This window comes from Halorhabdus salina, from assembly GCF_013839425.1.
GTDB lineage: Archaea > Halobacteriota > Halobacteria > Halobacteriales > Haloarculaceae > Halorhabdus > Halorhabdus salina.
This window is the reverse complement of sequence record NZ_JACDNP010000010.1, coordinates 41658-64544: the sequence shown is the minus strand read 5'-3', so window position 1 is coordinate 64544 and position 22887 is coordinate 41658. Positions and strand designations below refer to the sequence as shown.

Annotated in this window: 27 protein-coding genes; 8 read left to right on the top strand and 19 right to left on the bottom strand. The window is 65.0% G+C overall.

Annotated elements, in window-relative coordinates; all coding sequences use genetic code 11:
* Positions 1–8: 8 nt before the first annotated feature.
* Positions 9–1418, bottom strand: a complete 1410-nt coding sequence (locus tag HZR20_RS12185; RefSeq protein ID WP_181687018.1) for a hemolysin family protein — start codon at positions 1416–1418, stop codon at positions 9–11.
* 110 nt (positions 1419–1528) lie between these two features.
* Between HZR20_RS12185 and HZR20_RS12180 the strand changes: the two genes are divergently transcribed.
* From HZR20_RS12180 to HZR20_RS12170, 3 genes are read left to right on the top strand one after another with little or no spacing between them, the layout of a single operon-like run.
* Positions 1529–1831 (top strand): glutaredoxin family protein, encoded by a 303-nt coding sequence (locus HZR20_RS12180; protein WP_181687017.1) that lies wholly within the window; start codon positions 1529–1531, stop codon positions 1829–1831.
* The gene (locus tag HZR20_RS12175; protein ID WP_181687016.1) at positions 1831–2343 is read left to right on the top strand and encodes a redoxin domain-containing protein; all 513 of its coding nucleotides are present in this window, start codon (positions 1831–1833) and stop codon (positions 2341–2343) included. The genes HZR20_RS12180 and HZR20_RS12175 overlap by 1 nt, the downstream gene beginning before the upstream one ends.
* A gap of 1 nt (position 2344) precedes the next feature.
* Positions 2345–2935, top strand: a complete 591-nt coding sequence (locus HZR20_RS12170; RefSeq protein ID WP_181687015.1) for an L-threonylcarbamoyladenylate synthase — start codon at positions 2345–2347, stop codon at positions 2933–2935.
* A gap of 23 nt (positions 2936–2958) precedes the next feature.
* Here the strand turns inward: HZR20_RS12170 and HZR20_RS12165 are convergent, their stop codons facing one another.
* The 3 genes from HZR20_RS12165 to hemG form a co-directional block, all read right to left on the bottom strand.
* Positions 2959–3606 carry a CRISPR-associated protein Cas4 gene (locus HZR20_RS12165; protein ID WP_181687014.1) on the bottom strand — a complete coding sequence of 216 codons (648 nt, stop codon included), beginning with the start codon at positions 3604–3606 and terminating at the stop codon, positions 2959–2961.
* Positions 3607–3672: 66 nt separating this feature from the next.
* On the bottom strand, positions 3673–4284 hold the full coding sequence (locus HZR20_RS12160; protein WP_181687013.1) for a hypothetical protein: 612 nt from the start codon (positions 4282–4284) through the stop codon (positions 3673–3675).
* 74 nt (positions 4285–4358) lie between these two features.
* A complete protein-coding gene (gene hemG, locus HZR20_RS12155) occupies positions 4359–5618 on the bottom strand; it encodes a protoporphyrinogen oxidase (protein ID WP_181687012.1) in 1260 nt (419 codons plus the stop codon).
* Positions 5619–5802: 184 nt separating this feature from the next.
* On the opposite strand from hemG, the gene HZR20_RS12150 reads away from it, so the two are divergent.
* The 4 genes from HZR20_RS12150 to HZR20_RS12135 all read left to right on the top strand — a co-directional run bounded on the left by HZR20_RS12150 (position 5803) and on the right by HZR20_RS12135 (position 7550).
* Positions 5803–6030: a DUF2249 domain-containing protein gene (locus HZR20_RS12150; protein ID WP_181687011.1), complete on the top strand. Its 228-nt coding sequence runs from the start codon at positions 5803–5805 to the stop codon at positions 6028–6030.
* Between the two features lie 14 nt (positions 6031–6044).
* The gene (locus tag HZR20_RS12145; RefSeq protein WP_181687010.1) at positions 6045–6356 is read left to right on the top strand and encodes a CGCGG family putative rSAM-modified RiPP protein; all 312 of its coding nucleotides are present in this window, start codon (positions 6045–6047) and stop codon (positions 6354–6356) included.
* 133 nt (positions 6357–6489) lie between these two features.
* The gene (locus HZR20_RS12140; RefSeq protein WP_181687009.1) at positions 6490–6723 is read left to right on the top strand and encodes a DUF2249 domain-containing protein; all 234 of its coding nucleotides are present in this window, start codon (positions 6490–6492) and stop codon (positions 6721–6723) included.
* Between the two features lie 50 nt (positions 6724–6773).
* Positions 6774–7550, top strand: coding sequence for an MOSC domain-containing protein (locus tag HZR20_RS12135; RefSeq protein ID WP_181687008.1), 777 nt, complete (start codon positions 6774–6776; stop codon positions 7548–7550).
* A 42-nt stretch (positions 7551–7592) separates the two neighbouring features.
* Here HZR20_RS12135 and HZR20_RS12130 read toward each other — a convergent pair whose 3' ends face one another.
* From HZR20_RS12130 to HZR20_RS12075, 12 genes are all read right to left on the bottom strand, one after another.
* Complete coding sequence (locus HZR20_RS12130; RefSeq protein ID WP_181687007.1) at positions 7593–8711, bottom strand: TIGR04053 family radical SAM/SPASM domain-containing protein; 1119 nt, start codon at positions 8709–8711, stop codon at positions 7593–7595.
* Positions 8712–8839: 128 nt separating this feature from the next.
* Positions 8840–9091 (bottom strand): hypothetical protein, encoded by a 252-nt coding sequence (locus HZR20_RS12125; protein WP_181687006.1) that lies wholly within the window; start codon positions 9089–9091, stop codon positions 8840–8842.
* A gap of 38 nt (positions 9092–9129) precedes the next feature.
* Positions 9130–9918, bottom strand: a complete 789-nt coding sequence (locus tag HZR20_RS12120) for a HEAT repeat domain-containing protein (RefSeq protein ID WP_181687005.1) — start codon at positions 9916–9918, stop codon at positions 9130–9132.
* Positions 9911–10780, bottom strand: coding sequence for a hypothetical protein (locus tag HZR20_RS12115; RefSeq protein WP_181687004.1), 870 nt, complete (start codon positions 10778–10780; stop codon positions 9911–9913). The genes HZR20_RS12120 and HZR20_RS12115 overlap by 8 nt, the downstream gene beginning before the upstream one ends.
* Complete coding sequence (locus HZR20_RS12110; RefSeq protein WP_181687003.1) at positions 10780–11514, bottom strand: molecular chaperone TorD family protein; 735 nt, start codon at positions 11512–11514, stop codon at positions 10780–10782. The genes HZR20_RS12115 and HZR20_RS12110 overlap by 1 nt, the downstream gene beginning before the upstream one ends.
* A complete protein-coding gene (locus HZR20_RS12105) occupies positions 11511–12362 on the bottom strand; it encodes an ethylbenzene dehydrogenase-related protein (protein ID WP_181687002.1) in 852 nt (283 codons plus the stop codon). Before HZR20_RS12105 ends, HZR20_RS12110 begins: the two co-directional genes overlap by 4 nt.
* Positions 12355–13404, bottom strand: coding sequence for a nitrate reductase subunit beta (narH, locus tag HZR20_RS12100; protein ID WP_181687001.1), 1050 nt, complete (start codon positions 13402–13404; stop codon positions 12355–12357). The genes HZR20_RS12105 and narH overlap by 8 nt, the downstream gene beginning before the upstream one ends.
* On the bottom strand, positions 13404–16259 hold the full coding sequence (locus HZR20_RS12095; protein WP_181687000.1) for a nitrate reductase subunit alpha: 2856 nt from the start codon (positions 16257–16259) through the stop codon (positions 13404–13406). The genes narH and HZR20_RS12095 overlap by 1 nt, the downstream gene beginning before the upstream one ends.
* A complete protein-coding gene (locus HZR20_RS12090) occupies positions 16256–16441 on the bottom strand; it encodes a hypothetical protein (protein WP_181686999.1) in 186 nt (61 codons plus the stop codon). Before HZR20_RS12090 ends, HZR20_RS12095 begins: the two co-directional genes overlap by 4 nt.
* Positions 16434–17849 (bottom strand): cytochrome b, encoded by a 1416-nt coding sequence (locus tag HZR20_RS12085; protein ID WP_181686998.1) that lies wholly within the window; start codon positions 17847–17849, stop codon positions 16434–16436. Before HZR20_RS12085 ends, HZR20_RS12090 begins: the two co-directional genes overlap by 8 nt.
* On the bottom strand, positions 17849–18475 hold the full coding sequence (locus tag HZR20_RS12080) for a QcrA and Rieske domain-containing protein (protein WP_181686997.1): 627 nt from the start codon (positions 18473–18475) through the stop codon (positions 17849–17851). Before HZR20_RS12080 ends, HZR20_RS12085 begins: the two co-directional genes overlap by 1 nt.
* A complete protein-coding gene (locus HZR20_RS12075; RefSeq protein ID WP_181686996.1) occupies positions 18468–19043 on the bottom strand; it encodes a hypothetical protein in 576 nt (191 codons plus the stop codon). Before HZR20_RS12075 ends, HZR20_RS12080 begins: the two co-directional genes overlap by 8 nt.
* 233 nt (positions 19044–19276) lie before the next feature.
* On the opposite strand from HZR20_RS12075, the gene HZR20_RS12070 reads away from it, so the two are divergent.
* Positions 19277–19963: a helix-turn-helix domain-containing protein gene (locus tag HZR20_RS12070; RefSeq protein ID WP_181686995.1), complete on the top strand. Its 687-nt coding sequence runs from the start codon at positions 19277–19279 to the stop codon at positions 19961–19963.
* Here the strand turns inward: HZR20_RS12070 and HZR20_RS12065 are convergent, their stop codons facing one another.
* From HZR20_RS12065 to HZR20_RS12055, 3 genes are all read right to left on the bottom strand, one after another.
* A complete protein-coding gene (locus tag HZR20_RS12065; RefSeq protein WP_181686994.1) occupies positions 19964–20239 on the bottom strand; it encodes a hypothetical protein in 276 nt (91 codons plus the stop codon).
* 71 nt (positions 20240–20310) lie between these two features.
* Positions 20311–20964: a molybdenum cofactor guanylyltransferase gene (mobA, locus tag HZR20_RS12060; protein WP_181686993.1), complete on the bottom strand. Its 654-nt coding sequence runs from the start codon at positions 20962–20964 to the stop codon at positions 20311–20313.
* Positions 20951–22810, bottom strand: coding sequence for a molybdopterin biosynthesis protein (locus HZR20_RS12055; protein WP_181686992.1), 1860 nt, complete (start codon positions 22808–22810; stop codon positions 20951–20953). Before HZR20_RS12055 ends, mobA begins: the two co-directional genes overlap by 14 nt.
* Between the last annotated feature and the right edge of the window lie 77 nt (positions 22811–22887).

The following is a 22887-nucleotide window of genomic DNA, read 5'->3' as shown; positions in this document are numbered from 1 at the left end:
ACCAGCCCTCAGGACTCCTCAGTCGTATCAGCTTCGTCTCCCGGTTTCTCGGACGATTCCGCGTCGTCCGTCTGCGGATCGTCTTCGGGCACGGAGATCCGCGCTTTCTTGATCCGGGTGTTCTCGACCTGCTGGACGCGAATATCGACGCCGTCGAACTGGATGGTTTCGCCCTCTTCGACGAGCCGGCCGGCGCGGTTGAAAATGAACCCGGCGATGGTCTCGAACTCCTCGCCTTCCGGGAGGTCAAGACCCAGGGCTTCGTTGACTTCTTCGATGTTGACCTCGCCTTTGACCAGGGCAGTGTCGTCGTCGATGAACTCGATCGGGTGCTCTTCTTCGCCTTCCAGAATCTCGCCGACGATCTCTTCGGTGAGATCTTCCATCGTCACCAGGCCCTCGGTCGTGCCGAATTCGTCGATGACGATGACCAGATGGAGTCGCTCGGCCCGCATTTCGGCGAGCAGATCGTCGACGTTCTTCGATTCGGGGACGTGGAGCGTCGGTTCGATGAGATCCTCGAGTGCCACGTCGTCCCTCCCGCCGTACTGGGAATCGCGAACGAGATCACGAATATTGACGACGCCGATGACGTTGTCGAGACTGCCCTCGTAGACGGGGAGGCGGGCGTGGCCACCGTGGATGCACTTTTCGATGGCTTCATCGACCGAGTCATCGACCGAGATAGCGTCCATATCCAGGCGCGGCGTCATGACCTCCTTGGCGATCGTTCGGTTGAACCGGAGCGTGCGCTGGAGCATCTCTCGTTCTTCTTCGTCGAGGACCCCTTCGCGTTCGCCGGTCTGGATCATGTCCCTGATCTCCTCGCGAGTGAGATAGGAGGTCTCGATGGACGAGCGGCCGCCGGTAACCCTGTTGACGACCCCGGTCAGGAAGTCAAACAGGGTGATGAGCGGCCACAGGACCGTTTCGACGAACTGCAAAACGGGAGCGACCCGACGTGCATGTAACTCGGTGTTGTCGACGGCGTAGGACTTGGGTGCACTCTCACCGAACAGGAGGACCAGCGACGTAATTCCAAGCGAAGAGACGATCACGGCCGCTCCCGCGTCGAAGTAGAATCCGACGATCGTGGTCGAGATCGAGGACATAGTGATGTTGACCATATTGTTGCCGACCAGGATCGTCACGAGCAGGCGGTGGGGATCTTTCTTGAGTGTCTTCACGGCAGCGGCACCACGCTTGCCCTCCTCGACCATCGCGTCCAGCCGGTGGGCTGGCAGGGAGAACATCGCGATCTCGGAGGAGGAGAAAAATCCCGACCCCACGAGGAGGCCCAGGATCAGAAGGGCGCCAATCAATGTGACCGCCGTCTGTGACAACTCGACTCCGACGATCGGGACAGTGTACAGGTGGATACTAGCCCCTGACACTGCTGTAAGTGCAGATAACCCCATCAACACCCCCTATTTCCGTGCCGGGAAATTAACTCTTGTGTGAATTACTGTGGCCGCTCGAGGAACGGCCCGCCGACAGACTTAGCCACAGGCGGCCCCAACGAAAGGATATGTCAGATGCTGATCCATCGATAACCCTCTATCGACTCCAGGCGTGTCCGTTCTGCGAGCGCGTCGCTCGCGTCCTAGACGACCTCAACCTCGAATACCAGTCGCGATTCGTCGAGCCGCTGCACTCGAAACGGAACGCAGTCAAGCGATTGACCGGCGCACGGACGGTGCCCGCGATCGTCGACGAATCGACCGGGGTGACCATGAGCGAGAGCGCCCAGATCGTCGATTACCTCGAACGCACGTACGGTGAATCGGGATCGGACGCGTCAGGATCCGCCCGCTCGGGAGGTGCGGCCTGATGGACCTCGGCTTCGACGTTGTCGAGTTTGAAACGACCGACCACGTCGCGGACGGCGAGCAAGCCCCTGAATTCACCCGGCCGCTGGTCGGCGATGAATACTGGGAGGATGTCCCGCTCGCTGACCTACTCGACGAGTCGCCCGTCGTCCTCGTGTTCCATCCCATGGACGGCTCGTTCCCGGCGACGTACGTCTGGAACGAGATTCGTGAGCGCGAGTGGCACGAGTCAGCGACAGTTGTCGGGATATCGATCTCGACGCCCTATGCCCACAAGCGACTGATCGAGTCCGAGGGACTCGAAGACTATCGACTCTTCTCGGATCCGAGCAACGAGATTGCCCGGGAATACGGCGTCACCCACGATCTGGACGGTATGGCCGGCATCGAAGAACCCCGCCCGGCCGTATTCGTCCTCGACGGTGAGGGTATCGTCGAAGACGCCTGGGTCGCTGAGGAGTGGCCCGAATTCCCCGACTACGACGAAATCGAGGACGCGATCGCGTCGCTGTAGCATGGACAGCGAACAACGACTCCAGGCGGCAGCCGAAGCCATCGAGAGCGGCAAGCTGGTTGTCTACCCCACGGAGACTGTCTACGGACTCGGCGCTGACGCGCTCGATCCAGAGGCCGTCGAGGCCGTCTTCGCTGCGAAGAGACGGGACCGCTCGGAGCCGATCTCGCTGGGCGTCGCCGATGTGCCGACCGCTCTCGAGTACGTCGATGCCGGCGAGCGCGAGCAAGCGTTCATGCGCGAGTTCCTCCCCGGTCCCGTGACGGTCGTCGTCAAGCGAGCCGAAAGCATCCCGGATGTCCTCACGGCTGGACGTGAACGCGTCGGCGTGCGCGTGCCGGATCACGACCTCTCGCGTCGCGTGCTCGAAATCACCGGGCCACTGACTGCGACCAGCGCCAACGTGTCCGGGCAAGAGAGCGCGACTCGGGCCGAGGAGGTCGATCGGGAGATCCACGACGCCGCCGACGTAGTTCTGGACGGCGGTGAAACGGCCGGACAAGCCAGCACGGTCGTCGATGTCAGCGATGGGACGATCCACCGACGCGGCGCGAACGCCGATGCCGTTGCCGCGTGGCTGGACGTGAACTGATCTGCCGTTCTTGCCGGGCGCGCTCAAAGGAGTGATCCGAGCGACCGCGTTCGGACGCCACAGGACCCGCGATAGTCGCAAGCCTCGCACTTCTGACGGTTCCGGACCCGCGACGGCGGCCCGTCGAGGGTTCGGACCGTCCGGAGTACCGATCGATAGGCGGCCCGCCGGTGGGCCGACAGCGAGACCCGGCGAACGACCCCGTGGGCCGGATACTCCGCAAACGCGACGTCGATCGGGCGCTCCCGTTCGTAGGACAGGGCCAGGGCGGCGGCCACCAGCCGGACAGACTGAGGTTGCCAGACGCCGGTGTCGGGCGGCTCACCGGTAAACACCAGCGAGGGGGCGACCGGGTCGTCGAGAATCTTGTGAGCGACGCCGCGGCAGTCCCGGCCCTCCAGCAGGACATCTCGGTCGACAGGATCAACGAGGTTCTCCCAGGCATCCAGGCGGGCTTTCGCCCGATGTAGCGCCGAACGATACTGCGTCGCGGTGACGGCGATCGGCTCCGTGTCTAAGTCGGCGTCTTCGAGCAAGCGGGGATATTCGTAGGCGAGTTCGCGGCGCAGGGCAACATCGTCGGGTACGTCCGGGGCCTCGTCGTCACGCCGACGATAGTACAGCTGGCGGGGACAGTAGGCCGCAGTCGCCAGGTCACGAAACGTGGGCACGGCCGAAGGTGGTCGCGTTCCCCGATATAAACGGACGCACTGGCGGACTAGCCGCGAACCACGGCGTCAAAACGAAACGTCGGTCTCGATGTCGGCCGCCGCTTCTTCGAGGCCGTCTTCTGTCGTGTCGGCTGTCAGTCGATCGGCCAGATCGGCGTCGGGAATGACGTCCCGGAAGGCACCCCGATAGCGGTGGCTCACGTTGCGCGCTTCCTGACGGGCCTCGAAGACGCGCCGATATCCTGCGATAGCATCGGGAGCCAGATCCAGTTCTGACGCCAGAGCCGCGTCGTCGTCAGTCTCTCTGAGCCGGTCCCGGAGGCGCACCCACTCGATCGACGCGTCGGTGTCGGACGCCCGGAAGAGGTGTACGTCCATTCGGGCCCCAAAGACCGTCTCGGCGTCCGTGTCGAGGTTGGCAGCAATTGCCTCGTCGTCGCCCCCCTCGTAGAACAACTGGACAAGTTCGACACGCTCGGCGACCGTCAGGGTCGCCTCGAACGTGAATTTCTCGGCCATGACCTCGACGACCGCCCGAAGTCGCCCCCGGATAGTCTCGTCGTCGAGCCCATTGAGGTCAACGAGTGTGCCCCGGTCGTCAGACTGGTCGGCCGTGACGGTGTCGGTCCCTGCCACGTCGACGAACAGCTCCCGGAGGTCCTCGGTTTTCTCGTCCATCAACTGATGGGTGGGCGTCACGACCAATGTAGGTGTCGGGTGGACCTCGATCCGACGCCCCAAAAGGCACCATCTCAGTCTTCAACGATCGACGCGGCGGTCCGGCGACCGTCGGCGATGCGGCCGACGATCCCGGCCCGACTGGTGTAGCTCGCGGCAATCTCGATCCCGTCGGGTAGCGAGAGATCCTCGAGCGCGGCCCACGAGCGGTCGTAGGCCGGCATCCCCGGGCGGAGGATCGACACGTCGAGGACGTCGGCCGACTCGCCGGTGACCGTCTCGAATTCCTCGGCGGCGCGCCGGCCGATGACCGCCGGCTCGGCGTCCAGGGCGTCGGCATCGCCGCTGCCGACGTAGGACGTGAACACACCCTCCCGATCGAGCATGCTGTGATTCCAGGTGCTGCCGTCCGTCAGGAAGCCGTCGTCGATGATGTGAAAACCGTGTCCGGTCCCGTCGAAATTCGATCGTAAGTGGACGACGCCGATCGGGTTGTACGTAAACTGCTCGACGACATCGGCGGCCGCCTCGTCGACGCCATCGAGCAAGGCCGCGGTCGTCGGAGCCGGCGTCGTGAAGGCCACCGTTTCGACGGCGTGAGTGCCGTCCTCGGTGTGGACGAGATAGCCATCACCGTCTCGCTGGACGCTGGTGACGGGCGTGTTCAGGTCGATCGAGTCGGCGTGGGCGTCGTAGATGGCTTCGGGGAGTCGCTGGAGGCCGTCTTCGAACGTGACGATCGATGGCGGATCGACGCCTTCGAGCAGCTTCCGGGCGGCATAGAGGAGGATACTCCGCTCGATGCCGACGTGATCCAGCGCCCGACCCAACGAGTACTCGACGTACATCTCGTCGGGGTCACTGCCGTAGAGCCCGCTGTACAGCGGCCCCATGAACCGGCGGGCCGCCTCAGCGCCGAACTTCCGGGTGAGAAAGCCGTCGACGGTTTCCTCGGGCTGTGGTCCCTTCGTCAGCGGTTCGAGGAGGACTCGGGCCTTGCCCGGCCAGGACAACAGATCGGTCGTAATCGCCTCCCGGACCGACAGCGGCATCGTTCGCAGTTGCCCGTCGTGATAGGCATAGAGTGGCTGATCGTCGTGGCCATACCGGAGTTCGTCCTCGAGGTCGAGCGTCTCGACCAGTGATTGGACCGGTTCGGAAAGCCGCAATCGCTGTGGCCCCGTTTCGAGGACGTGGCCGTCGACGGTCTTCGAGCGGACGACGCCGCCGGGTTCGGCGGCGGCCTCGAAGGTGTGGACATCCGCCCCACGCTCTTCGAGGAAGTGGGTGAGCGCCAGCCCGGACATCCCCGCCCCGACGACCGCGACAGTCATCCGATCACCGCTGGAGGGACTCCAGCACGACCCGCACGCGGGTGACAATTGGCCATAGCCACACGTAGGGAATCGACGTACAAAGTCCCATTGAAGCACCGAGAAGCCACGCAGTTGCGGGTGAGAACCGGCCGAAGACATTCGGGAACAGGGCCATCCCCGTCGCGTCCCGAGCGGCGGGTGCATGACAACACTCGACCTGCGGGACGTCCCACCGCCCCAGCGCCACCCGAAGATCCACGACGCCTTCGGCGACCTGGAGAGTGGCGAGGCGCTGACGATCGTCAACGATCACGACCCCAAACCGCTGTTCTACGAGTTCCAGGCGGAGGTCGAGGCCTTCGACGACGACGGATACACCGTCGAGCGGGAAGACGACGGGAAATTCGTGGCGACACTGCCCAAAGAGTAACCGGAGGGCGAACCGTGACCGATGCCGACCCATCACACGACGACGCCGCACCGGTGACCGAGCAGATTCACGAAAACTCCTGGTCGGCAAACCTCGAAGAGCCAGCACACGCCCAAGACCGCAAGCGAATCGTCGACGGGGCGCTATCGGCCATCGAACACACCGCTTCCGGATACCACGTCAATCTCGTGACCCACGCCGAGCACGGACATCCGGAGACATACCTCTATGAGGTGCTCGAAGCGGAGTACGGAGACCAGTTGGACTGGGACTACGTTGATCAGTGTGGCTGTGGTGGGCACGTCCTGCGGGTTCACGTGCCCTGAGTACACGCCAGGCGTCACGCGCGCCGAGTCGTCGAACGGGACTCGAAACGGCGTCGGCGATCGAGCGAAATCGGGACCGAGGCCGAACCTGTTCGGGACAGGACGATTACGGACGGACAGTCAATGAGACGCCATGGAACAACCCACCGACGCATACGAAACAACCCTGGACGCCCGCGAGATCGACGGCGAACCGTTTGGCGACATCATGGACGCGCTCGCAGACCTGGAACCCAGTGAATCGCTACTGTTGATCAACAGTTTCGAGCCCGAACCGCTCTACGACGTCCTCGAAACGCGTGGGTTCACCCACGAGACCGAACAGGTCGACCCAGAGGAGTTTCACGTCGCAATCAGCCACGCCTGAGCGCGGGTCAGTGAGCAATTCTTACTACCGGCCCGACCGACCGACGAGCAATGGCACGGATCGATCGCCTCCGCGTCTATCCGGTCAAAGGGCTTGATGGCATCGACCTCGATACGGCACGCGTCCTCCCGGGTGGCACGCTGGAGCACGATCGGGAATTCGCGCTCTTCGATGCCGACGGCGACGTCCTCAACGGGAAGCGGACCAATCGCGTCCACGACCTGGAGACGGATTTCGATCCGGACCGCACCGCAATGGCGGTCCAGGCCCCCGACGGGGACCGTCGCGAGTTCGATCTCGACAGCGACGCCGATCGCGAACGAGCCGAAGTGTGGTTTTCGGACTTCTTCGACGTCGAGTTGACGCTCAAGCGTGACGAGTCGCTGGGCTTCGTCGATCGCCGGGAAATGGGGCCATCGGTAGTCAGCACCGCCACGCTGGAAGCAGTCGCTTCGTGGTTCGAGGAATTGACTGTCGACAGCGTTCGCCGGCGACTCCGGGCGAACGTGGAAGTCTCGGGCGTCCCGGCCTTCTGGGAGGACCGGTTCGTCGGCGAGAGAGCACCGGTGTTCGAAGTCAACGACGTCCGCTTCGAGGGCGTGACACCGTGCGGGCGGTGTGTCGTCCCGGAGCGCGATCCTGACACTGGCGAGCCAACACCGCAGTTCCGCGAACGCTTCGTCCAGAAGCGCGAGGAGACGTTCCCCGAGTGGGCCGACGCCGAGGCCTTCGAACACTTCTATACGGTGATGCTCATCGCGTCGATCCCCGAAGAAGACAGGGGAAGCGAGATTGCGGTGGGCAACCAGGTCGAGATCGCCGAGTGAGACGGTCCCGGTCGCGTTCAGTCGGTATCGACGGCTGACAGTTCAATCGGCGTCAAGAGCTGATTGCTGATTCGGCAGCGGCCCGTCGTATTCGTCTGGAACGTACGCACACAGCGGATCGCTTGCCAGCGGATCGCCCGTGGTCGCAAACGCTCGCGAGCGACTGCCGCCACAGACGAACCGGAACTCACAGGCCCCGCACTTTCCCTGGAGTTTGGTCGGATCGCGTAATCGCTCGAAGAGGTCGGCGTTCCGGTAGATGTCGACGACGCTCGCCTCGCGAACCGAGCCTGCTGATTTGGGGAGGAATCCCGATGGGAATACCTCGCCCGTGTGACTGACGAACGCGAAGCCGTTCCCGGCGGTGATCCCGGTCGATCGATCGCCGCCCGAGTCATCACCAGCGTCACTGGGTGGTCGTCCACACCCCTTTCCGCGGCGTTGCTGGAGTGCGACCCGTCGATAGTGGGGCGCTTCGGTCGTCTTGATGTCGAACTCGGCCTCGCGCTGGACGGTTGTGAGCCACTCCATGACGTCTTCGGCACGCTCGGGCGAGATGGGATCGAGCACGGTCCCCCGACCCACCGGCACGAGAAAGAACACCGACCACAGGACGGCCTCCAGGTCGGCCACCAGTTCACGGATCGCCGGCAGCTCGTCGACCGTCTCCCCGCAGACAGTCGTATTGACCTGTAGTGGGAGGCCCTTCTCGCGAGCGGTGCGAGCGGCAGCGATCGTCTGCTCGAAGCTTTCCGCTTCCTGGCGGAACTCGTCGTGGGATTCCGCATCGGGCCCGTCCAAACTCACCGCCATCCGTCGGAGTCCGGCCTCAGCGAGGTCGTCGATCCGATCGGGCGTCAGCGAGGCCGTCCCACTCGGGGTGAGTGTCATCCGAAGCCCTTGTTCGGTACCGTACTCGACGAGTTCTGCCACGTCATCACGGTAGAGTGGGTCACCCCCCGAGAGGACGACCAGTTGCTCGTCGCCGAATTCAGCCGCGTCGGCAAGGAGTTGCTTGCCCTCCTCGGTTGTGAGTTCCTCGGGATGACGGTAGTCCTCAGCCTCGGCCCGGCAGTGTTTACAGGCCAGGTCACAGGCCTGGGTCAACTCCCAGATGAGCACGACCGGCCGCTCGCTCGGGTCGATATCGGTCGGCCGCACGCTACCTCACCCTATTGGAACCAGTACCCGCCTGTCCAACCAGAAATCCCGTGGCATGCCGATCCATGAGAAAACGTTACCGTCGTCGGGCAAGTCGCCCGTGCCGAACATATTCGACCGGAGTCTCGTCACAGCGATTCCCCGCGGTCGGTCCCGACCGTGTCGGCCCGCGCGACGTACAGCGTCTCGACGCCGGGGATTGCCTCCAGTGTGCGAAAGAGGTCGATCATTGCCTCCTCGCTGTCGATCGAGTCGGGATCGACGACCAGCCAGACCGAGCCCTCGCCAACGAACAGCAATTCGACCGGACTCGCTGCTTCCTCGTCAGTGATGGCGTCGATCGATCGCCTGACTTGCGATGAGATGGTATCGGTTGTCATTGCTCCGTGTGGTGACCCAGTCGATTCCTTTGCCGAGTTCAGAGCTGTGGGGGTCGGTCACGCGATCCAGTCGGATCGGTGCCGTCCGGGGCGGTTCCACCGGGCGGTCCTTTCGTCGAGTCAGTGCCATCCAGTGCATGCGCGGCGGTCTTCGCAACGATGGATTCGTCGTCCTCCCGAAGTTCCTGGAGTGCGCGCTCGGCGTCCGGGTCGTCGATCCGGCCAAGCAGTTCCGCCACCCACTCCCGGACGCGGTCGGAGTCATCATCAGTCAGCGCGAGCAATTCCGGCAGGGCACCCTCCCCGCGGCTCTTCCACAGCGAGATGACGGCGTTCCGGCGGACGGCGTGGTGCTCGTCGTCGAGCGAACCCTCGATCCGGTCAGCGTGCCCCTCCCGATCGAGGTGATCGAGGGCAACGATCGCCTCCGAACGAACCCAGGGGTTGGGATCGTCAGTGGCCGAGACGACGGCCGATGGGGTAGTATCGGCCAGTTCACCCAGCGCCTCGACGGCGAACTGCCGGACGAGGGGTTCGGGATCGTTCGTCGCACGGTCGGCGAGCGCGTCGATCACCGCCTCGCCAGGATCACGCTCGGTAAGCGCCAGGGCCGCCCGCTGGCGTTCGGTCGCCGCCTCGGCCACTAAACGGTCGAGCAGGTCAGCCAGGCTGTCGTCGGCAACTGGATCGGTGTCGGCCGCCGCGAAATCCGCCTCGCTCGCTTCACCAAGCGTCACGTCCTCCCGGCTGGTCGTCACGTCCGGATGGTAGCCGCCACTGCTGTCGGCCTCGTCCGCTGACGATGGGTCGCCGTCGCGATCAGACATCACGCGCACCTCCGGTGGCCGTCTCGACAAGTAACACGAGAGCGAGGACGACGGCGAGCGCCCGCGGGAGCGTTGCGGGCACGCCAGCGAACAGCAGCAAGCCCGCCCCCAGTGTGGCGGCGTGCCGGTGGGTCCGCAACGCGGCACTCGCGGTAATCGTTAGTCCGCCGACCGCCAGCGCCATCAGTGGGAGCGAGGCACCGACGATCCCGCCAGCGACGAGGCCAGTCGCCCCGAGCAGGAACGGCGCGACGATGCCCAGCGCGACCAGCAGGCCGGCGGCGACAACACCTGCCAGATAGTCGGCCCGACCGCGTGCGAGGAAGATCGGTGTCCCGGCGACGCCCAACAGCGTCAGTTGTGTGCCCAGCGATCGGGTGGTCACCGCGGCGATCCCGAGTGAACTCCCCAGCGACGCCGCGAGGCCACCGAGCAAGACGCTGGTAACGATTGCCGGGCCGATCCGAAGATTCCGCTCCGCGATCAGCCCAGCCCCGGCGGCCACGCTCGTCCCGGCGATGATCGCTACGACAGCGGGCACGTAGGCCGGTCGCGCGATCGTCCCGGCCACGCCGAAGACGCCGACGAACGTCAGCCCGACCGTCTCGTACCCGTCAGCACCGACGGCAGCCATCGCGATCAGCGATCCAGCACAGGCAAGTGCCGTGAGGGGGACGAGAAACTCTTGGAGGGCAACAAGGTCAAACGGGACGACCGTTCGCGCATTGATCGCCAGCCTGCTCACGAACAGCGTCGCCGCCGCGAGGACCGCCGGTGCCGACAGTGTGACCCGGTCGAGGGTCACGCCACGCACTGACCGCGGCGTATCGACCACATCCAGGGCCGCGACGCGTCCGCTCATCACCAACTCACCTCGCGTCCATCCGTCGAGGCAGGTGTGCCGAGACGGTCGGTCAGGTCGGCGTGGTCGGCCGAGACGACCCGCTCCAAGATGGTAGCCAGATCAGCATAGATCCCCGCGACGGCAGGTTCGGCCAACGAGTCCCGGAGTGACTCGGCGAAGACAGTCAGGTGGCGATCCAGGAAGTCCCGGCGCGCGGCCGCAGCGTCGTCCTCGCCGAGCGCTTCCCGGCGGGCGAGGTAGCCGGCAAACTCCAGTTGCAATCCCAGGTTGTCGTGATGGTCGCGTTCATCTGTATCGACCGAGAGTCCGTAGTACTCGTAGGCACGCGCGAGGTCGACATTGATCGTCTCCCAGGTGGCGTCCTCGCGGTGACTGGACTCGTACAGCGAGACGGCTGGCCCGTCTTTCTCGACAGAGCCGTCCGTGCGGTCAGTGACGGCGGCCATCCCGAGGGCGAACAACCGGTTGTAGCGTGCGCTGAGTTGCTGGGAGTCTTCTTCGAGGGAGAGGGCTGGCACCGTCACCTCGAGAGGTGTCACTGTGATCGCATCGGAAAGTCCGGTTTCAATCCTGCCGTCAGTCAAGCCAGCGTGGAACTCCTCGGTCGGGTGCTCGAACGCCCGGGCGAGCGTCTGGTAGAGCACGCCCCGGGCGGCCGGATCAGGCTCGACAGCTTCACGGTCGAGACGAGTGTCACGCTGGTCCGGCCCAGCGGGGTCAGTAGCGGTCATTCAGACTCGCCCTCCTGGCCCGCCCGGCGGACGCTGATCGCGGTGACGGCGATCACGAGCGCGATCGCGATGCCGGCAACGGCCCAGAGGATCATCTGGAAGGGCGCACCGCCCTCGTCAGGGCCAAAGGGGAAGTAGTACCACTCACTGACGGCTTTCTGGCCGGCCCGTTCGCTGTTCTCGCCGTTCCAGATCCCGAAGGCGACGTTCAGATCCGCGTCGGCGGCCAATTGCGTCCGGTTGTCGACCGAGGCGTTCAACTCCCGCGTGAAGACGACGCTCCAGCCGTCGTCCTCGCCAATCGTGGCCCGCGTCGCCTCGACGCTGACCTGGGGCTGTTCGAACGCTGTCGTCGAGCCCGGGCCGCCGGCGAGCAGTTCCTGGGTGGTCCCGGTACCCGCCCACTGCCAGACGTTCACCAGATTGCGTTGACTGCCCATCGCGATCGCGGGTTGGGTCGTGGCGTTGACGGGGAACTGGATCGCCGCCATGTCCGGGAACGCCCGTGGCGAGTTCGTCTCTCGATCAGTGCTTGAATCGGCCCAGCGCAGGCGGACAAAGAGCGTCTCGTCCGACTGGGCGGCCTCGACCTCAACGGCGCGGACGGTCGTGTCGTCGGCGTTCGGGACACCGCTCGGTGCGCTCGCCAGCGGGACCGTCGCTGCGGGGACCTCACTCCAGCCGTCGGCCCCGGGATCAGCCAGTGACTGATCCACGTTTTCGATGGGAATCTCCCGTGCCGGCCGGGCATCGGCGATCAACGGGACGAGGGCGGCGCTGGCGACCAGTAGGCCCGCGAGCAGCCCGGCAACGAGCAGTGGGCGTCGTCCCCGAGAAGCATCAGTCATCCGCAAACACCTCCAATCGGTACTGCTGGGCAGGATTTTTGTCCTGAAGGATCTCCATGAGTTCGCTGTGGCCGCCGCGTTCGACCTTGGCGCGCTCCCGTTCGATGGTGTCTAACGCGTCGTTCACCTGCTCGCCGAACAGCTCTTCGAGGTACGACCGCGGAATGCGCTCGACGTCGACCGTCTCGCCGTCATCTGAGTGCTGGGGCGGGGCGACTGGCGGGATGTAGTAGACGTTCGGCGTCGTCTGATATTCGGGGTGCAACGGCAGGGCGACCTCGTACTGCTCGACGAGCTTGTAGATCGGCCCGTCCTGATCGTCGAGGTACCCGACCAGCCGGAGCTGGGTCGTACACTGATCCGCACAGGCCGGCGGGTGGGTCTCCCCATCCGGGCCTTCGCCCTCGATGCGCGGATAGCAGAAGACGCACTTCTCTGAGCGCTTCGTGACGGCATTGTAGTAGACCTTCTTGTACGGACAGCCCTCGACGCAGTAGCGGTAGCCACGGCAGCGCTCCTGATCGACCAGGACGACGCCGTCCTCCTCGCGCTTGTAGAGGGCCTTGCGCGGACAGGCCTCCACACAGGAGGGATGGGTGCAGTGGTTGCAGATCCGTGGGAAGTAGAAGTAGTAGTTGTTGGGATGCTCGCCGGCACCCTGGTCTTCGTCCCAGTTGGGCCCCCACTCGGGATCCGTGTTTTCGGGTTTGAGGGCCTTGTCCTCGCCTTCCTTGAGGATTCCCTCGTGGTCGAACTCCCAGTTCTCGCCGTAATCCTGCTGGGAGGGAATCTCACCGACGGAGCGTTCGTTGTGCTCCTCGGACTCCCAGCCGCCGCCCTTCGATTCCCAGTCGCGGGGGTAGCCCTTCCCGGGGCGAGTCTCGACGTTGTTCCAGTACATGTACTCGGTGCCCTCCCGCTCGGTCCAGAGCGTCTCGCAGGCGACCGTGCAGGTTTGGCACCCGATGCACTTGTTGAGGTCCATCACCATCGCGACCTGATGATCGACCCCGTCGGCGATGTCGATATTCTCGTGGGCCATCAGTCACCACCTCCTTCCTTCGGTCGGATGTCACAGCGCACGTCGCTGTTGACCCCGGTCGGCCCCCAGAAGTTCGGGAAGAAATGAAGGTGTTCGCCCGAATCTTCCGGGTACTGGACGAGCTGGGTGGGTTTCATGTACATGGGGATCAGCGAGTTGAAGTTGTCGCGACTGGGGTACTGGTACTTCTCCCAGGCGAAGTAGTGCCGGACGGTCCCGGGTTCGCTGGCCGGGTAGAGCTTGGCGTTAGCCTCGATGGTCGCCAGATCGTTGTAGATCTCGACCGTGTCCCCGTCCTCGATCCCCCGATGCTGAGCGTCCTCGGGGTGGATGAACACCACGGGTTCGCCCCGGTTGAGCTGGAGCATCTTCTCGCTGTCGCGCCACGTCGAGTGGATCGACCACCGGCCGTGTGGCGTGTTGTACCGTAGCGGGTACTCGCTCTGGTCGTTGGTCTCGACCGGACGCTTGTGCGTCGGCAGTTCCTCGTCGACGTCTAAGAACCAGTCATGATCGATGTAGTACTGCTGGCGACCGGTGAGGGTGGGCCAGGGCTCTTTGTCCTGGACAAAATCCTTCCAGGGCGCATAGGCCACCCCGTCTTCCAGATCCGAGGTCCAGTGGCCGCCGGCGGCCTCGAAGCGCTGGGGTTGTTCGACGGTGTCGGCAAAGGTGATCTCGCCGCCATCGTCGGGATTGGTCTCCGTCGAGTGTTCGAGCACGAAGTCACACGCAGCCTCGTCTCCTTCGAGCGCACCGTCCTCGCCGGTTTTCCAGTCCCGGACGTAATCATCGTAAACCGACTGGAGATCGATCTCCCGATCGAATTTGCGATCGTCGATCGGATCGATGTCCTGCTCCTGTGCGATCTCCTGGATCTTCTGAGCCAGTTCCTTGAAGATCTGCCAGTCGGACTTGGCCTCGCCGATGGGCTCGACGGCGGGCGTGAACGGATGCACGTAGGTGTGCATGTCCGTCATGTTGAGGTCATGTTTCTCGTAGTGGCTCGCGGCGGGGAGGACGATATCGGCGTACAGCGCCGTCGAGTCAAGCCGGAAGTTGATGTCGACGACCAGGTCGAGTTTGTCCCAGAGGACCTCCTCGACGGCGATGTTGCCCTTCGCCTGGTTGAAGAAGTTGCCACGCCAGACGAACATCGTCGTGGGATCGGGCCGTGAGCCGTCCGCCCGTTCTTCCGGGTAAACGGGCATCCAGCCCTTCTCGACGGATTCCTCGATCTTTGCGCGGGTGTCGGGGTCCGTGTTCTCGAGGATGCCGGCGTGGTAGTAGGTCCACAGCGTCGTCGGGACACCCCGGACGCTCCCGGTCGGGAAGGAGAGCGATTTCCAGCCCCCGAACGTCCAGATCTTTTCCTGGCCTACGTAGTGGTCGACGCCGGTGCCGTTCCGACCGATATGGCCCGTCAGCGTCACGAGCAGCTGGATGGCGCGATTACCCAGGTCGTTGTGATACCAGTCGTTGACCCCCTTCCCGTGGATGATCTTCCCGCGGTCGACGTCGGCGAACTCCCGGGCAATCTTCTGGTGGGTCTCCTCGCCGACGCCGGTCTCCTCGTGGACGTATTCGGGCGTGTAGTTCGCGAGTTCGTCCTGGAGGTTGTTCCAGACGGAGGTGACCGTGACCTGGCCCTCGGTCGTCTGGACGGTGTCATCGACGGCAAGCTGGGGGTCGAAGTCGAGTTCGATCGACAACGAGTCGTCGTACTTGGCGTCGCGCTCGCCGAGCGAGCCCGGCGCGGCACGCAGGTCACCTTCGCTGTCCTGCATGACCATGACCTTCTCCGGTTCATCGGCGTCGACAGCGAGACCCGGCACCTCGTCAGCGCGCAGGAACTTGCCCGTGTCCGCACGGACGAGCAGGGGCATGTCGGACTGCTCTTTCAGGTGCTCCTCGTCGTAGAGGCCCTCCTCGACGATGGTGCGGGCCATGCCGAGCGCCAGCGCGGTGTCAGTGCCGGGATCTGGGGCGATCCACTCGTCAGTGTGGATCGCCGTCTGGGAGTAGTCCGAGAAGATCCCGACGCGTTTCGCGCCCTCGTAGCCGGCATCGAGGAAGTACTTCGCGTCGGGGATCCGTGTGACGTTGATGTTCGACCCCCACGCGATGATGTACTCGGCGTTGTGCCAGTCGGCGCTCTCGGCGTTGTCGGTCTGGTGACCCCAGGTGATCGGCTGGCCCGGCGGCAGGTCCGAGTACCAGTCGTAGAAGGAGTGAGAGACGCCCCCGAGCAAGTTGACCAGCCGCGTCCCCGACGCAAAGGAAACCGGACTCATCGCCGGGATGGGCGTGAACCCGCTGATCGCGTCGTACCGGCCCGCCTGGACCTCCTCGATGACGTGCTCGGCGATCTCCGTCAGGGCTTCGTCCCAGGAGATGCGCTCCCACTCGCCGGCTCCGCGCTCGCCAGTCCGGCGCATTGGGTACTGGACGCGCTGTTCGGCGTCGACGTAGTCGTTGTAACAGGCCCCCTTCTGGCAGCCCCGCGGGTTGGGATCCGGCAGACTCTCGTCGAAGCGAGGGTAGTCGTTGGCCTGCTGTTCGCGCCAGACCTGGCCGTTCTTGACGTAGACGTCCCACGAACAGGAGCCGGTGCAGTTGACCGAGTGCGTCGAGCGGGCGACCGAATCCCAGTCCCACTCCTCGCGGTAGAAGTCCTCCCAGTCGCGATAGGGGTAATTGCCGATCGGGTCCTCGACGGCTTGCAGACCGTCGAGCGCCCTGTCGGCGACTGACAGGCCGGTCGCACCGACCACGCCGGCCGCGCCGGCACCCAGCAGGAAGTCACGGCGCGAAAGGCCGTCTGTACTGTCGTCGGATGGATTTGCGTCGCTCATTGGTTCTCGATGAAGACGGTTGCAGTCGCGAGTGTCGCTCCGATCACGACGAGCGCGATCCCGGCGGCGGTCGTCGGCCCCACTTCCAGGGCCGCGGCCACGAACGCCAGGCCGCCGATTTTGCTCGCCGTATCCAGGCGTCGGTACGTCCGTCCGGACAGCACCGGCAGGTGATCACTCATCCTCGAGCACCTCCGACTGCTCTCCCTGCTCGTCTGCGTCGGCTGGCGCAGGTTCGCCGTCCCCGCCCCGTTCCCGACTGATCGACCAGTGGACGATGCCGAAGGCGGCGATCGGTCCAAGTATCATCGCGAGCAGGAGTGGCAGATTGACGGCACCAGTCGAAGTTCCCAGCGCCTCGGCGAGCAGGTTGTTCATGCCCGCGATCGAGGCGATCATGACGAAGACGATGCCGGCGACACCGACGCCCGTCTGGACCGGCCGCTCGAAGGGATCAGCCGTGAAGTGGACGCTGTCCCGCCGGCGGTCGATGAACGGCCAGGCGAACACGACCAGGAAGACCAGCGCCGGCAGGGCGACCCCACCGAGAAACTCCGCGCTGATCTCGATCGGCCCGAAATGGAATCCCAGCGACGACGGGAGCACCTTCAGGAAGCCATACAGCCACATGAAGAACCAGTCGGGCATGATCAACGCAGGCGTCCCGGCTGGGTTGTTCGGCCCGTACTCGGCGATGTTGTGGACGGGCAGGAACCCGGAGAGCGCCGAGAGGGTCGCGAGCGTCAGGAAGAACACGACGGCGCTAACTGCCGCCTGGTTGGGGAACGCCGGCAGCCCGACGACGACACTGTCGTCCTCGCGATCGACGGTGTCGCGCGTGGCTCCGCCGTCGGCTGCCGCCGACGAACCGACCGGTTCGACGTCCCCGTCGCGCTCGGCCTCGGTGTGTTTCTGCCGGACGAGCAGTCCCATGTGGGCCGCCAGGCCGACGGCGATCAGCGCCGGAATGAGGAAGACGTGTAAGAAGTACAGCCGTGGGATCGTCGCACTGGAGGGGAAGTCACCGCCGAAGACGATCGCGGCGATCGGATCCCCCAGAATCGGGATCGAGCCGGCGATGTTGTAGCCGATCCCGGTCGCCGTCGAGGCGAACTCGTCGAACGGCAGCGCGTAACCGGTGTAGGCCGCGCCCATCGCCAGGATCGCGAGGAATGTGCCGACGACCCAGTTGATCTCACGGGGATTCCGGTAGGCCCCGTGGAAGAACACCCGCAGCATGTGCAGGCCGATCGAGGCGACAAAGAGGTGGGCCGCCCAGTGGTGGAACCGGCGGATGAACATGCCGAAGGGCACGTCGTAGGTGAGTTGGAGGACGCTCCCGAAGGCCGCCGGCAGGGACTCGCCCTGGAACTTGGCGACGCTGCCCTCGTAGGTCATTTCTGCTGTCGAGGGTTCGTAGAAAAAGGCCAGGAAGATCCCAGTCAGTGCGAGCATCAGGAACGAGAACAGTGCGACCTCCCCGAGCAGGAACGAGTCTTCGGCTGGGAATGCCTTCCCGAGGAATTGCTCGGCGTCGTCCAGATCGAGGCGATCGTCGAACCAGTCATAAAGGCGTCGAGTCCGGGACATCACTCACCCCCCGCGCCGACGTGACCATCGAAGTCGGCCGTGGCGATCAGATAGCCGTCGCTTGCGAGCGTGATCGGGAGCTGGGGCAGCGCTCGGGGTGGCGGCCCCCCTGTCACTGCCGCGCCGTTCGTCGGGTCGAACTTCCCGTAGTGACACGGGCAGACGAGCGTGTCGTCCTCACGGCCCGAGACGGTACACCCCGCGTGCGTGCAGATCTTCGAGTAGGCTGCGTAGCCCTCGACAGTGTAGGCGAGTTCCGTCCCCTCGCCATACTCGGCCTCGGGAAAGCGCACGAGTAGCGTCGGCGCATCACCGATTCCGGGCCGGGGCTCGGGGAAGACCGTCAACTGCTCACCTGCTTCGAGGCGATCGGGCGTGATCCGATTCCCATCCCCATCAACCAGGGGAATGCTCTCACCGTAGATCGGCCCGGTGTAGGTGCGCTGGAAGACCTGCTGGAGGCCGGCCAGCGGCGCAGCGAGGCTCGCAAGGGCGCTGAAGCCGCCCGCAGTCGCCAGGAGTTTGGCGATGTCCCGCCGTTCGACCTCCGCCCGGCCGTCCGTGTAAATACTCGGTCGAACGGGTCCCTGATTCCCGTCGTCCTCACAGGGGCACTCGTTATTCACCGTGACCCCTCCGTTCGGCTACAGCAACATGTGGCATGAACCAGGCGTAATAGGCAACCGTGAGCATGGCCAGCGAGAGGAACAATCCGGTCGCATACAGTCCGAAATACTGGGTTCGCGCCAGGGTGAGGTATTCACCGGTGAACAGCGCAGCGAAGACGATCGACAGGACCGTCAACCCGGCCATGGCGACCAACCCTTCGATCGAATCCGGGGCGTCCTCGTAGGCGACCAGCCACCGATTCTCGGTCTCGAGCCAGGGAAGGACCCGTGCTGGAAGTGATGGGGAATCTCCTGGATCCGAGCGCCGGACCGCCCGGTTCATGAACCGGTGGGCAGCAGCCAGGACGCCCACGAGGGCGAACAGGACGACCCAGATGATTACCCCCACCTGGCTGGGCGAGAGTTTGTTCGGCGTATCGACCAGGCTCTCTAAGGGCTGGATTTCGGAGACGCTCTGGTCGATCGCGATCTCTTCTGACGGGGGCTCGCCGTGTGCGGCTACGAACCACATCGGCAAGAGAACGGCGAGCACCACCACCGCGATGACGAGTGTGGACCGTCTCATGTTGATCACTGTGAACTGATGTCTCCCACTCGGGACGACGGCGGTAGAGCGGAGACGTCGGTCGATTTGTGATTATGTCCCAACCCCCAAAGCTGGAGAACCTCAACGCTGAGGGCCTTTATGTTAGGATATTGTGAAATATGTTCGGGCAGTTGTTTATAAGAGAGCGACGGCCCACCCCGAACCAGTTCGGCCCAAATGAAATATGGATCGTCCGGTTGTACACATAGATAATGGAGGGAATTCGGGCCGAGCTCGTCGTCGAGGATCCACGGCAGTGTGACGTGGCGGCCGCCTCCCGGGGGTGCGGGCCGATCGCGTCGGTCTCACGGAGTGCTGTCCCGGACGCTGAGGGGCGCGTCCACGACGAGTTTACCGTCCGAGACGGCGATCGGCCGGATTCTCTCGGCGACGCGACAGCTATATTCAGCGACGACCGCCGGACCATTTACCGACTGGCGCGCACACCCGGTCGGGGCTGTGTCTGTGAGTGTATCGAGCGAGAGGGCTGTACCGTCCGGAACGTCCAGGCCGCCGACGGTACCTTGTTCGTGACGGTCCTCGCCCGGAACCTCGACGGAATACGCGCCATCGTCTCGGCGCTACGGGAAACCCACGATGACGTCCAGGTGGGGAAACTGGTCAGAGCACCGCCGGAGAACGATGCCGGCTCGCTGTGGGTCACTGATCCGGACGAATTGACGTCCCGCCAACGGGAAGTGCTCCGGACGGCCTACGAGAAGGGGTACTTCGAGTACCCACGGCAAGCGAGCGCCGAGGAGATCGCCGACGACCTCGGGATTGCGACGCCGACGTTCACCGAACACCTGGCGGCGGCACAGCGGAAACTGCTCGCTGAGTGTCTCGAAACCGACGGCGAGCGCCGGACCTCCCCGCCAGGGAATCCCGATGCGGACTGATTAGGATTCCAGATCGTACAGGTCAAGCAGTGTCTCCGCGAGTTCCTCGTCCCCACGCTCGCTGGCCAGCGCCAGCGCTGCCTGGGGCCGGGAAAGCAGACTCGCAACGAGTTGGTCGGCCAGTTGTTCGAGGGCCTCGTGGTGGCGGTCATCGACGTCCCGGCGGGCCACTGCAAGCTGGCGCCGCTTCTCACGCTCTGCCCGCTCGCGGAGACGGCGGGCAGCAGCCTGCAGATCGGGATCACCCTGTTCGGCTCGGCTCGCGTGACGCTGCACAGACACTCAATGGATCAGTACAGCCTAATAGTCTTCATCGAACATCTTCGGCGTCGGTGAGCGTCAGTGATCTATCGATTGGCCGACCCATCATCCGCGCGCCCGTCTTCGACGGTCCGTCGGACGCGTCGCAACTCGGCGACCGTATTGACGTTCCTGACCGAGCGCGCAAGATCGGATTCGGCCGGGAGTTTCGCCGCCGGAATCGTCCGTACTGCCAGTCGATCGAGGATGTCCCGGACGCGTTTCGTCGCCGGTGAGGCGGCGAGCGCCTCGGCCATCGACGGCCGGCGATACCACGCGTGTAGCGGGTGTGTCTCGCCTCCGGTCTCCGGGACGATCGCGTCGATTTCCGGGGAATGGTGGTCCGCAAGCCACGAGAGTACCCCCGGGTCGACCAGCGGAAGGTCACAGGCGAGGACGAGCAGCCACGCCGAGTCAGCGACAGCGACGCCACGTTCCAGCCCCGCGAGCGGCCCCGCGCGATCGCCGTCGTCGACGACGAACCGCACGGCTGTATCCAGGGCGTCGGCATAGCCCTCACGCTGGTCGGTCGAGGCAACGGCGACGATCGGCGTCCCGTCAGTAATTGATGCAGCCACCCGGACGACGCGTTCGAGCATCGGCTCCCCGTCGACGGCAGCGAGGGCTTTCGGACCATCGGCGAAGCGTCGACTCTCCCCGCCGGCCAGGACGACCGCCGTCGCGTCGTCAGTCGGATGCATAGCCATCCAGGCCGGCAAGGAAACTAGCATCGTCGAGGGTCCGTACCAGAGAAGCGACTCCGGATTTCCCGGTTCGATCGGTCGCTGCGACGGCACGCACGCGCTGGGTACCAAGCGGCAGGAACGCCAGCCCAAGATCACTCGCGGTCGATCGCAGGCCAAGCCCGACATCGGCGTCACCGCGGGCGACGCGGCGGGCAGGGCTCTCGACGCCCGGGACCGCCACGTCGTAGCCGTCGATCGCGTCACGCAGTGCCTCGGGATCAGACCGTTCGTCGATCACTGCGTCGAAGGCCGCTCGCAGCCCCGACTCGCGGTCGCGATTGACCAACCGATAGTCCCCGACAGCTAGCTCCTCGATCGATTCGACGTCGGCAGCGTCCGCGGAACGGACCAGGCCCCACTCACGCGTCCAGGTCGCAAGCGTCTGGCCGTCCTCGCGGTCGGTATCGCCGGTGAGGACGGCGACGTCGGCGATGCCGTCCCGGAGCCAGCGGGCACCGCCGCGGGCCCCGATTGTGCGATAACGGGTGGCGTCGATCCCGGCGATCGCGGCCGCGAACCCGGGGTCAGACTCCCCGACCGCCAGTAGGGCGGGGGGTCGATCAGCCGTCGAGAACCGCTCGACGGTGACAGCTTCGCCGGCCGAAAGCACACGGGTGTCTGCCGCCATTTCGACGACCCCGTCGGCATAGGCCAGGCTCGTCGTCGCGCCGCTGCCCCGGTCGACGGGATAGGCCAGGAGTTCATCCGCGCCATCCCGAATCAATCCGACCGGCAGCGCGCGGTGGCGTCCCTCGGCGTACCGTTCTTCGACGGCCAGTCGGGCGTCGACAGTCTTTGTGTCGCGATCGGTGCCCGTCCACCGGCGGAGCGTCGGCGCGACCAGCAACCGGAAAATCGACAGTGCCGAGACGGGATAGCCAGGCAAGCCGACAAGCGGCGTCCCGTCGTACCGGCCCACGACCGTCGGCTTGCCGGGCTTGATCGCGACGCCGTGGACGGACAGTTCGCCGTCTTCCGCGACAATCCGGTACAGCATGTCGCCACTGCCGGCGCTGGTCGACCCGGAGGTGAGGACGAGATCACACGCATCGGCCGCTCGCTGTACCGTCTCGCGAATCGCGTCCTCGTCGTCTTCGACCGTGCCATACGGGACCGGTTTCGCGCCCGCCGCCCGGACCGCACTGGAGAGAGTGGTTTCGTTGACGTCGTAGATCTGTCCGGCGGCGTGATCGAGATCAGTGCCGGGAGCGACGAGTTCCGCACCGGTCGAAATGACGCCGACGTCCGGGCGGGCACGGACAGGGACAGTCTCACGGCCGATCGCCGAAAGCAGCCCCAGCGTTCGCGGCGCGAGTCGCGTGCCGCCACTCAGCGTGCGATCACCGGCCGCGACGTCACTGCCCGCGGGCGCGACGTTTGTCCCGGGTGGGACGGCCTGCTCGACGGCGACGGTCTCGCCCCGGCGCTCGGTGCGTTCGACTTTCACGACGGCGTCCGCGCCGGGCGGCAGGACTGCGCCGGTGGCGATCTCGATGGCCGTTTCCGGCTCGAGATGCCCGGCTGGTTGCTGGCCGGCCGCCAGCGATCCACTGATGGAGAGTTCGACAAGATGTGTCTCCCCGGCCCCCGTCGTGTCCGTCGCCCGGACGGCGTAGCCGTCCATCGCCGCCCGATCGAAGCCAGGAACGTCGATCGGCGCTGTGATCGGTTCGGCGAGCACGCGACCGGACGCGGACTCGACCGGGATCGTCACGACTCGATCAGGGGCCTCGAAGGCCGCGATCGCCTCGCGCGCGTCCTCGGGTGCCACCAGTTCGCGCAGTTCCTGGCGCTCTGTCATAGGATCTCGTAGGCCCCGGGCGCCGAAAAGCACGCTGGTGAACGCGTTCGGCCGGACACTTTCGCCAGCAGGTTCAA

Bases quoted from the DNA above. Each gene is read 5' to 3' on its own strand.
- HZR20_RS12180 (WP_181687017.1), top strand. From the start codon at position 1,529: ATGTCAGATGCTGATCCATCGATAACCCTCTATCGACTCCAGGCGTGT.
- HZR20_RS12140 (WP_181687009.1), top strand. From the start codon at position 6,490: ATGGAACAACCCACCGACGCATACGAAACAACCCTGGACGCCCGCGAG.
- hemG (WP_181687012.1), bottom strand. From the start codon at position 5,618: ATGACTGTCGCGGTCGTCGGGGCGGGGATGTCCGGGCTGGCGCTCACC.
- HZR20_RS12110 (WP_181687003.1), bottom strand. From the start codon at position 11,514: ATGACCGCTACTGACCCCGCTGGGCCGGACCAGCGTGACACTCGTCTC.
- HZR20_RS12115 (WP_181687004.1), bottom strand. From the start codon at position 10,780: ATGAGCGGACGCGTCGCGGCCCTGGATGTGGTCGATACGCCGCGGTCA.
- HZR20_RS12095 (WP_181687000.1), bottom strand. From the start codon at position 16,259: ATGAGCGACGCAAATCCATCCGACGACAGTACAGACGGCCTTTCGCGC.
- HZR20_RS12105 (WP_181687002.1), bottom strand. From the start codon at position 12,362: ATGACTGATGCTTCTCGGGGACGACGCCCACTGCTCGTTGCCGGGCTG.
- HZR20_RS12125 (WP_181687006.1), bottom strand. From the start codon at position 9,091: ATGACAACCGATACCATCTCATCGCAAGTCAGGCGATCGATCGACGCC.
- HZR20_RS12090 (WP_181686999.1), bottom strand. From the start codon at position 16,441: ATGAGTGATCACCTGCCGGTGCTGTCCGGACGGACGTACCGACGCCTG.
- HZR20_RS12175 (WP_181687016.1), top strand. From the start codon at position 1,831: ATGGACCTCGGCTTCGACGTTGTCGAGTTTGAAACGACCGACCACGTC.
- mobA (WP_181686993.1), bottom strand. From the start codon at position 20,964: ATGCATCCGACTGACGACGCGACGGCGGTCGTCCTGGCCGGCGGGGAG.
- HZR20_RS12085 (WP_181686998.1), bottom strand. From the start codon at position 17,849: ATGTCCCGGACTCGACGCCTTTATGACTGGTTCGACGATCGCCTCGAT.
- HZR20_RS12075 (WP_181686996.1), bottom strand. From the start codon at position 19,043: ATGAGACGGTCCACACTCGTCATCGCGGTGGTGGTGCTCGCCGTTCTC.
- HZR20_RS12160 (WP_181687013.1), bottom strand. From the start codon at position 4,284: ATGGACGAGAAAACCGAGGACCTCCGGGAGCTGTTCGTCGACGTGGCA.
- HZR20_RS12070 (WP_181686995.1), top strand. From the start codon at position 19,277: ATGGAGGGAATTCGGGCCGAGCTCGTCGTCGAGGATCCACGGCAGTGT.
- HZR20_RS12135 (WP_181687008.1), top strand. From the start codon at position 6,774: ATGGCACGGATCGATCGCCTCCGCGTCTATCCGGTCAAAGGGCTTGAT.
- narH (WP_181687001.1), bottom strand. From the start codon at position 13,404: ATGGCCCACGAGAATATCGACATCGCCGACGGGGTCGATCATCAGGTC.
- HZR20_RS12150 (WP_181687011.1), top strand. From the start codon at position 5,803: ATGACAACACTCGACCTGCGGGACGTCCCACCGCCCCAGCGCCACCCG.
- HZR20_RS12170 (WP_181687015.1), top strand. From the start codon at position 2,345: ATGGACAGCGAACAACGACTCCAGGCGGCAGCCGAAGCCATCGAGAGC.
- HZR20_RS12185 (WP_181687018.1), bottom strand. From the start codon at position 1,418: ATGGGGTTATCTGCACTTACAGCAGTGTCAGGGGCTAGTATCCACCTG.
- HZR20_RS12120 (WP_181687005.1), bottom strand. From the start codon at position 9,918: ATGTCTGATCGCGACGGCGACCCATCGTCAGCGGACGAGGCCGACAGC.
- HZR20_RS12055 (WP_181686992.1), bottom strand. From the start codon at position 22,810: ATGACAGAGCGCCAGGAACTGCGCGAACTGGTGGCACCCGAGGACGCG.